General features: G+C 66.4%; 2 protein-coding genes. Both read left to right on the top strand.

Features of this window, described 5'->3' with window-relative positions; genetic code table 11:
* The coding region (locus GBJ34_RS19950; RefSeq protein ID WP_151720930.1) for an amino acid adenylation domain-containing protein at nucleotides 1-1,538 on the top strand (1,538 nt) is incomplete at its 5' end.
* Nucleotides 1,535-8,959, top strand: a 7,425-nt coding sequence (locus GBJ34_RS19955) for a non-ribosomal peptide synthetase (RefSeq protein ID WP_151720931.1), incomplete at its 3' end; no start/stop codon positions are given. The genes GBJ34_RS19950 and GBJ34_RS19955, both read left to right, overlap by 4 nt.

Below are 8,959 nucleotides of genomic sequence, written 5' to 3' on the forward strand. Positions count from 1 at the left end.
AGCGGATCAGCTATATGATCGCCGACGCAAAACCCCGCGCGGTCATCACCACCGAAAACCTCATCCCCCGCCTGAAATCCCTCGGACTGCCAGAGACCGCGATCCTCACAGCAGAGGCCGAAACCGCAGAAAGCGACACAACAGACACAAACCCCAAAACCCACGCAAACCAAGACACCCTCGCCTATGTCATCTACACATCAGGCTCCACGGGAAAACCTAAAGGAACAATGGTCGCGCACCGCGCCATTGTGAACCGTGTGGTCTGGCTGGACCGGGCGCTGGCCATCACCGAAGATGACCGGATCATCCAGAAAACCCCCTATGGGTTTGATGTGTCGGTGGGCGAGATCTTCCTGCCGCTGGTCGCCGGGGCCACGCTGATCATCGCGCGGCCCGCCGGGCATATCGATGTCACCTATCTGGCCAATCTGATCCGCGAAGAGCGCGCCACCATCGCGCATTTCGTGGCGCCGGTGATGGAAGCCTCGCTGGCCGTGGCGGAGCCTGCGGATTATGCCAGCATGCGCTTTGTCATGTGTTCCGGTCAGGCCCTGCCACGCGCCGCGCAAGACCGGTTCGAGCAGCTTTTGCCGCATATCCGCATGCATAACCTCTATGGCCCGACCGAAGCGGCCGTCGAGGTGACGCATTGGCCTTGCGACAGTGCCGATCCGCGCACCGGCCCGGGTGTGCCCATCGGGCGCCCCATCGACAATGTGACGATCTACATCCTGGACGATGCGCTGAACCCGGTTCCGACCGGCGTGCCGGGCCATCTCTACATCGGCGGTGTTGCCCTCGCGCGCGGCTATCTGAACCGCCCCGATCTGACGGCAGGGGCCTTTGTGCCCGATCCCTTCGGACCACCGGGGGCGCGGATGTATCGTTCGGGCGACCGGGCACGCTATCTGCCCAATGGCGCGGTGGATTATCTGGGCCGCAGCGACGAACAGATGAAGGTGCGCGGTGTCCGTATCGAACCCGGCGAGATCGAGGCCGCCATCCTGTCCTGCGGTTTCCGCGAGGCCGCGGTTCTGGCGGGCCCCGATGCCAGCGGCGAGATGGGTGTGCTGGCCTATGTTGTGGCCCCCCGCATCGACGAGGCGGATCTGCGCGAGGCGCTGTCCGCGCGGCTGCCCGATCACATGATGCCTTCGGCCTTCATGGCGATCCCCGCGCTGCCGCTGACCCCGAATGGCAAGCTGGACCGCAAGGCCCTGCCCGCCTTCGATTTCACTGCCGCCACCGAATTCGTGCCCCCCACCACCCCGACCCAGATCCGGGTCGCCGCGATCTGGGGTGAGGTTCTGGGCCGCGAGCAGATCGGGATCACCGACAACTTCTTCAAGCTGGGCGGGCAATCCCTGAAGGCGGTGACCGCGCTGAACCGGATCCGGCAGGAGTTTTCGGTCGAACTGGGGCTGGAAAAGGCCTTTGCTCTGCAAACCGTCGGAATGCTCGCGCGCCACATCGACGGGCTGCAGGCCGCAAAGGCCGGCAGCAAGGCACAGGACAGAAAGACGTTGCGCATATGACCGTTGCAGAGCTGTTTCGCCATCTGACGACCCTTGGCCTTGACCTGTCGGTCGAGGCTGGGGACCTGATCCTGGAAGGCCCGGTTGAGCTGCTGGAGGATGCGCTGATCGATGATCTGCGCGCGCAGAAACCGGCGCTGATCGCGCTGGTCGAGGCACAGCAGATCCGCCCGCGCGCCACCCTGGCGCAAGATTGTCCGATGTCGTTCCAGCAGCAGCGGCTGTGGTTTCTGGATCAGCTAACGCCAGGCGATGCGGCCTATAATATCGCGGCCGCCTATCGGCTGCGCGGCACGGTGGTGCCTGCGCGGTTTCAGGAAGTGCTGGACAAGGTCGTGGCCCGTCACGCCGCCTTGCGCACCAGCTTTGTGGTCTTGCCTGAGGGGCCGGTGCAGCGGATTGCGGCGCAGGCCCGGGTCACGCTGGAACTGCATGACCTGCGCGAGCTTGGGGCTGCCCGCCATGATGAGGCCCGCAGGCTTGCGGCAGAACATGCGGCGCGCGGTTTCGATCTGGCCGAGGCACCGCTGTTTCGCGTGGCATTGATCCAGCTTGGCACGGATGATTTCGTGCTGGCGATCAACATGCATCACATCATTTCTGACGGCTGGTCCATCGGGGTCTTGCTGCGCGATGTGGCGCAGGCCTATGCCGGGCTGGATCTGGCCCCGGCGGGGCTGGATTACGGCGATTACGCGATCTGGCAGCGCGGTCCCGGCGGGGCGGTGCAGGCGGCGGACGAGACCTATTGGCAGGCCGCCTTGGCCGATCTGCCCGGCCTTTCCACCCTGCCGCCGGATTATCCGCGCCCCGCCCTGCCCGATCCCGCGGGGGCGCGCCTGGCGCTAAGCCTCGATGCCGCTTTGGTCAACCGGCTGCGGCAGCGGGCCGTGCAGCAGGGCGGCACGCTTTACATGCTGTTGCTGGCCGCCTTCGGGCTGGTTCTGGCGCGGCATCTGCGTCAGGCCGATATTTGCATCGGCAGCCCGATTGCCAATCGGACCCGGCCCGGTCTGGACGGGATGATCGGCTTTTTCGTCAATATGTTGCCGCTGCGCGTTGCGCCGCAACCCGATCTGACATTGGCGGCCTATCTGGATCAGGTGCGCGACCGCGTTCTGGCGGGCTTTGCCCATCAGGACCTACCCTTTGAGCGGTTGGTGGAACGTCTGGGGGTTGAGCGGCAATTGAGCCATGCGCCGCTGTTCCAGACCGTGCTGGTCTTGCAGGATGCGGGCGCAGGCCCGGTCGATCTGCCGGGGCTGGAGATAGAGGCCATGGTGCCCGATACCGTCACCGCCAAATTCGACCTGACCCTGACCCTTGCCGAAGATGGCGCGGGCGGATTGGTCGGCGATCTGACCTATGGCCGCGCGCTCTATGATCCCGATCGCATGGGCCGGGTCGCCGGGCATTTTGCCAGTCTGCTGCATTCCATTGCCGCAGCAGACCCGCAGACCCTGCTGTCGGATCTGCCCATGCTGGCCCTGCCAGAACAGGTCTTGCTGCAAGGACCATTGTCTCAGGGTCCGTCAAGCCCGGCCCCGCGCGATCTTGCGGCGCGGGTGGCGGAACTGGCCGCAGCCGCACCCGAGGCACCTGCGCTTTCCTGTGGCAGCGAGGTTCTGACCCGACGCGCCCTGAACCAACGCGCCGATGCGCTGGCGCTGCGTTTGCAGCAGGCCGGGCTTATGCCGGGCGATACGGTGGGGATCCATGCGACGGCCTCGGTCGCGCGGGTGGTGGCGATGCTGGCGGTGGTGCGGGCGGGCGGTGCCTGGCTGCCGCTCGATATGGCCTATCCGCCGCAACGTCTGGCGATGATGGCCGAAGATGCTCGGCCCCGGCTGATTCTGGCCGAGGGTGCGCTACCCTTTCCCCCCGCCTGCCCGGTGCTGGATCTGCTGGCCCCCTGCCCCGACGGCACGCCCCATCCCGTCCCGCCCCATCCCGAGGCTCCGGCCTATGTGATCTTCACCTCCGGCTCCACCGGCCGACCCAAGGGGGTGATCGTCCCGCATCGCGGGCTGGAAAACCTGTGCCACTGGGCTATCGGCATGTTCCAGCCCGGCCCCGGCCAACGGGTCAGCGCGGTCGCGCGCTTTGGCTTTGACGCCTCGGTTCTGGAATGCTGGATGGCGCTGGGATCGGGCAGCGAACTGGTTCTGGCCCCCGAAGCGGTGCTGGCCAATCCGGCGCATCTGCTGGATTGGTGGACGCAACAACAGTTGCGCATCGGTTTTCTGCCGACCCCGCTGGCCGAACTGGCCATGCAGGGCGGCGATATGCCCAAGGGGCTGGACTGGCTTTTGACGGGGGGGGACCGGCTGCGTCAGGCCCCGCCTGTCGGCGCAGGCTATCGTCTGGCCAATCTCTATGGCCCGACCGAAGCGTCGAGCGTGGTGACGGCGGGCGATATCGCGGTGGAGGCCAGCCCGCCGCCGATCGGCACGCCGATCGACAATACCGGCATCCATCTGCTGGATGCAGCATTGAACCGGGTGCCCATCGGCGCGGTGGGAGAACTGTATATCGCCGGGCAAAGCCTTGCGCAGGCCTATGCCGGACGTCCCGACCTGACCGCTGAAGCGTTTCTGCCTGATCCCTTCGGCCCGCCCGGCACGCGCATGTATCGCAGCGGCGATCTGGCGCGGCTGCAATCCGATGGTCAGCTGGCCTATCTCGGCCGTGCCGATGCGCAGATCAGCCTGCGTGGCTATCGCATCGAACCCGCCGAGGTGGAGCGCGCGCTGCAGGATCTGACCGCGGGTGCCCCCTGCCTTGTGGTGGAACGCGCCGGCCGCCTTTTGGCCTATGTGCTGAGCGAAGAGGCACTGGAGACCGATGTGCTGCGCGACCGCCTGGCGCAGCGCCTGCCCGAATATATGCTGCCATCCGCCGTGCTGGCCCTGCGCGACTGGCCGCTGACCGCCAATGGCAAGCTGGATCGTGCCGCCCTGCCCTTGCCGGATCTTGAGGCCCCGACATTCGAGCCGCCCCTTGGCCCGGTGGAAACCGCGCTGGCGCAGCTGTGGCAAGAGGTGCTGGGGCTGGACAGCCCGGTGGGGCGGCAGGACAGCTTCTTTGCGCTTGGCGGTCATTCGCTGCTGGCCACGCAGGCCATGGCGCGCATCCGGGCCGCCTTTGGCACCGATCTGCCGCTGCGTCTGATGTTCGAGGCCAGGTCCCTTGCCAGTCTTGCCCGCGAAATCGCGGCGGCGGGCCCCAGCGGAACGCTGGCCCTGCCACCCTTGCAGCCGCGCAGCCCCGATCACGGGCCGGACCTGCCGCTGTCTTTTGCGCAGCAGCGGCTCTGGTTTCTGGATCAGCTGGAACCCGGCAATCCATTCTACTCCATCCCGGCCGCGCTGCGGTTGAAGGGACGGCTGGATGAAGCTGCGTTGGAAGGCACGCTGGCCGCGCTGGTGCAGCGCCATGAAAGCCTGCGCACCACCTTTCCGTTGCAGGCGGGCAGCCCGGTGCAGCGCATCGCGGCTGAGATGTCGGTCCCGCTGCACCACCTTGATCTGACAGATCTTGCCCCCGACCGGATCGAGGAAGAGGCCGCGCGCCTGTCGCTGGCCGAGGCACAGCGCCCCTTCGATCTGGGCAGCGGGCCGTTGCTGCGGGTCAGCCTGCTGCGGCTTGGGGCCGAGGATGCGGTGTTGCTGTTCAACATGCATCACATCATCTCGGACGGTTGGTCGATGGGGGTGCTGATCGCCGAAGTGGCGGCAATTTACGGCGCGCTGCTGCAGGGCGATCCGGATCCGCTGCCCGCATTGACAGTGCAATATGGCGATTTCGCGCTGTGGCAACGCAATTGGTTGACCGGCGCGCGCCTGAAAGAAGCCGAGGATTTCTGGCTGGGCCAATTGGGTGGTCTGCCGCCGGTGCCGGTGCAACTGCCCACGGATCGCCCGCGCCCCGCCGCGCAAAGCCATCGCGGCGCGACCCATTCCTTCGATCTGGATGCCGCGACGACGGCAGGCCTGCGCCGCCTTGCTGCGCGACATGGCGCCACGCTGTTCATGGTGCTGAATGCCGCCTATGCGGTGCTGCTGGCGCGCTATAGCGGGCAGAGCGATATCGTCATCGGCAGCCCGATCGCCAATCGTCGCGTGCCTGCGCTGGAATCGCTGGTCGGGTTCTTCGTCAACACGCTGGTGCTGCGCCATCAGGTCGAGATCACCCAGCCCTTCACCACGCTGCTGGATCAGGTCCGCCAGACCGCACTGGCCGCCTATGATCATCAGGATCTACCGTTTGAGCATCTGGTTGACCTGCTGAACCCCAAGCGCGATCTGGCCCATGCACCGATCTTTCAGGTGGCGATGGCTCTGCAAAACATGCCGCGTCAGGCGCTGGATCTGCCCGGGCTGACGCTGAGCACCAGCCGCGCCGAGGCGGTCACCGCCAAGTTCGACCTGTCGATGACCCTGTTCGAGACGGACGACCATCTGCATTGCGATGCGGAATATGCGACCGATCTGTTTGACGCCGCCACAATCGGGCGGCTCTGCGCCGATTTCTCCCGGCTGCTGCAGGCCATTGTCGCAAGCCCGGATCTGCCGCTGCATCTGCTGTCGCCCCCCGATCAGGCGGAACTTGATCAGCTGGCCCAATGGAACCGGACCGCCAGCCCGATTGCCGCCCCTTCGGTGGTGGAGGCCTTCCGCGCCCGCGCCGCCGCCCATCCGCAATCCCTTGCCCTGATCTGGCAAGACCAGCGCATGACCTATGACGCGCTGGACCGTGCCAGCAACCGCCTAGCCCATGCACTGCGCGCCGCAGGCGTGCGCCCCGGGATGCTGGTCGGTCTGGGCACTGGACGCGGCATCGCCCATATCTGCGGCGGGCTGGCCATCCTGAAGGCGGGTGCCGCCTTCGTCATGCTGCCGATGGATGCCCCGGCGGACCGTCTGGCCTATGTGCTGGCCGACGCGAATCTGCGCCATGTGATCGGCAGCGCCTCCGGCCCCTGGCCCGAGGGAATTGCGCTGATCGACCCCGAGGCCGCAGGCTATTCCGAGGCGCCCTTGCCGCCCTTCGCCCGGGTGGATCGCGCCTATGTCGTCTATACATCCGGCACCACCGGCCAACCCAAGGGCTCGATCAACACACAGTCAGGGCTTGCGAATTTCTGCGATTGGTGGGGCGGCCTGCTTGATCTCGAGCCCGGGCGGATCGTCTCGGCGGTCTCCAATGTCGCATTTGATGGCAATATCTGCGAAATCTGGCCCACGCTGACCCATGGCGCCACGCTGGTCATCGTGGCCGAGGACACGCTGCGCGACCCTTGGCTGCTGGCCGATCTGCTGGCCGAACATCAGGTGGATACGGTCTATCTGCCGATGGGCTATCTGGATGCCATCGCCAAATCCGGCTTCGACTGGCCGCCCTCGTTGCGCCATGTCCTGGCGGGCGGCGACCGGATGAAGGGATATCTGCTGCCCCACGAGCCGGGGTTGCCGCTGACCAATGTCTATGGCCCCTCGGAAACCCAAACGGTCTCCACGGCCTTCACCTTGGGCCCCGACCATGACGGGCCGGTGCCGATTGGCCGCCCGCTGCCCAATACCCGCGCCTATGTGCTGGACGCGATGCTCAACCCGCTGCCCCCCGGCGCAGTGGGCGAGATCTGCATTGCCGGCCATGGCGTCGGCGAGGGGTATCTCAACCGTGCCGGCCTGACGGCGGACCGCTTCCGTCCCGATCCTTTCGGCCCGCCCGGATCGCGCATGTATTGCAGCGGCGACATGGGGCGCTTCCTGCCCAACGGCAATCTGGATTTCATCGGGCGCCAGGATGGCCAGCTGAAGGTGCGCGGCTTCCGGGTGGAACTGGCCGAGGTGGAACGCGCCCTGCTGGATCAGGACAGCGTCGCCGAGGCCGTGGTGATCGCCGAGACTGATGCGCAGGCGGGCCAGCGGCTGCTGGCCTATGTGGTGCCCCGTCCTGGCGAGAGCCCGACCCAAAGCCATTGGCAATCCACCTTCGAGCAGATCTATGCCCATGAGGCTGCGGCGGAAGAGGACAGCGCCGAATTCGACATCACCGGCTGGACCGACAGCTATTCCGGCGCTGCCATCCCCGCCCCGGAGATGGCGGAATGGCTGGATGAAACCATCACCCGCATCACCAATCTGGCCCCCGCGCGCGTGTTGGAGGTGGGTTGCGGCACCGGCATGATCCTGCATCGCATCGCGCCGCTGGCCCAAAGCTATACCGCCACCGACCTGTCGCAAACCGTGCTGGAAAAGCTTGGCCGCGGCCTTGCCCCCGGCGCGCGCCATGTCGATCTGCATCATTGCCCCGCCGATGACTGGACCCGCTTTGCCGGGCGTCGCTTTGATACCGTCATCCTGAACTCGGTCGCGCAATACTTCCCCTCGCTGGACTATCTCGGACAGTGGCTGGCGGCAGCGGTGGCGCATATCGATACCGGCACGATCTTCCTGGGCGATATCCGCAACCTGACGCTGGCCGAACCCTTCGCGCTTTCCGTCATCGATTACGGGGCCGGGGCTGACCCCCATGCAGAGACCAGAACGGTGGCCGGGCTGCGCGGGCAGCTGGCGCGGCATCTGGCGATGGAGCCGGAATTGCTGGTCGATCCGGCATGGTTCTTTGCGCAGGCCGCGCAGGATCCCCGCATCACGGCTGTGCGGGTGCGGCCCAAACTGGGCCGGGCGGTGAACGAACTGACCCGCTTCCGCTATGATGTGGAATTGACCATTGGCGGTGCCAGGCCCGCCGGTGCACCCGAGAAATGGCAAGCCTTCACCCATCTGCCGGATCTGGAGGCCCAGCTGGCGCAAGGTCTGCCCCGGCTGGCCCTGCGCGACATTCCCGATCGGCGCCTGGCACCGATGCAGGCCCTGCTGCAAGCCCTGCGCAGCCTGCCCGATGCCGCGACACGCGCGCAACTTCATGCCCATGCCGCCGGTCAGCCATCCGGGGTGGATCTGAACGATCTGCTGGATCTGGCCGCGCGCTATGGCTATCAGATCGATTTCTGTCTTGGCGGCTCCGGTCTCAATGCCGTGCTGTGGCGCGACGGGCGGCTGCCTGATTGGGCCAGCCTCTATCGGCAGACGCCGCGCCCGGCGGCGCGCCACGGCAATATGCCCTATCAGCCGGAACGCAACGCGGTCCTTGTCGCCCAACTGACCGAGGCGCTGACCGCCCGCCTGCCCGCCTATATGCTGCCCTGGCGCATTTCCGTGCTTCCGCGTTTGCCATTGACGTCGAACGGGAAGGTTGATCGTCGTGGTCTGCCTGCGGTGGATCATGGGGATCTGGGCGGGGGTGAAGTGCTTTCCGGGGTTGCGGCGGGGGTTGCCGGGATCTGGGGCGAGGTGCTGGGGCTTGCGCCCGAGACCCTTGGGGGGCAGGCCAATTTCTTTGCGCTTGGCGGG

Source organism: Gemmobacter serpentinus (assembly GCF_008973825.1).
GTDB classification, from domain to species: domain Bacteria; phylum Pseudomonadota; class Alphaproteobacteria; order Rhodobacterales; family Rhodobacteraceae; genus Gemmobacter; species Gemmobacter serpentinus.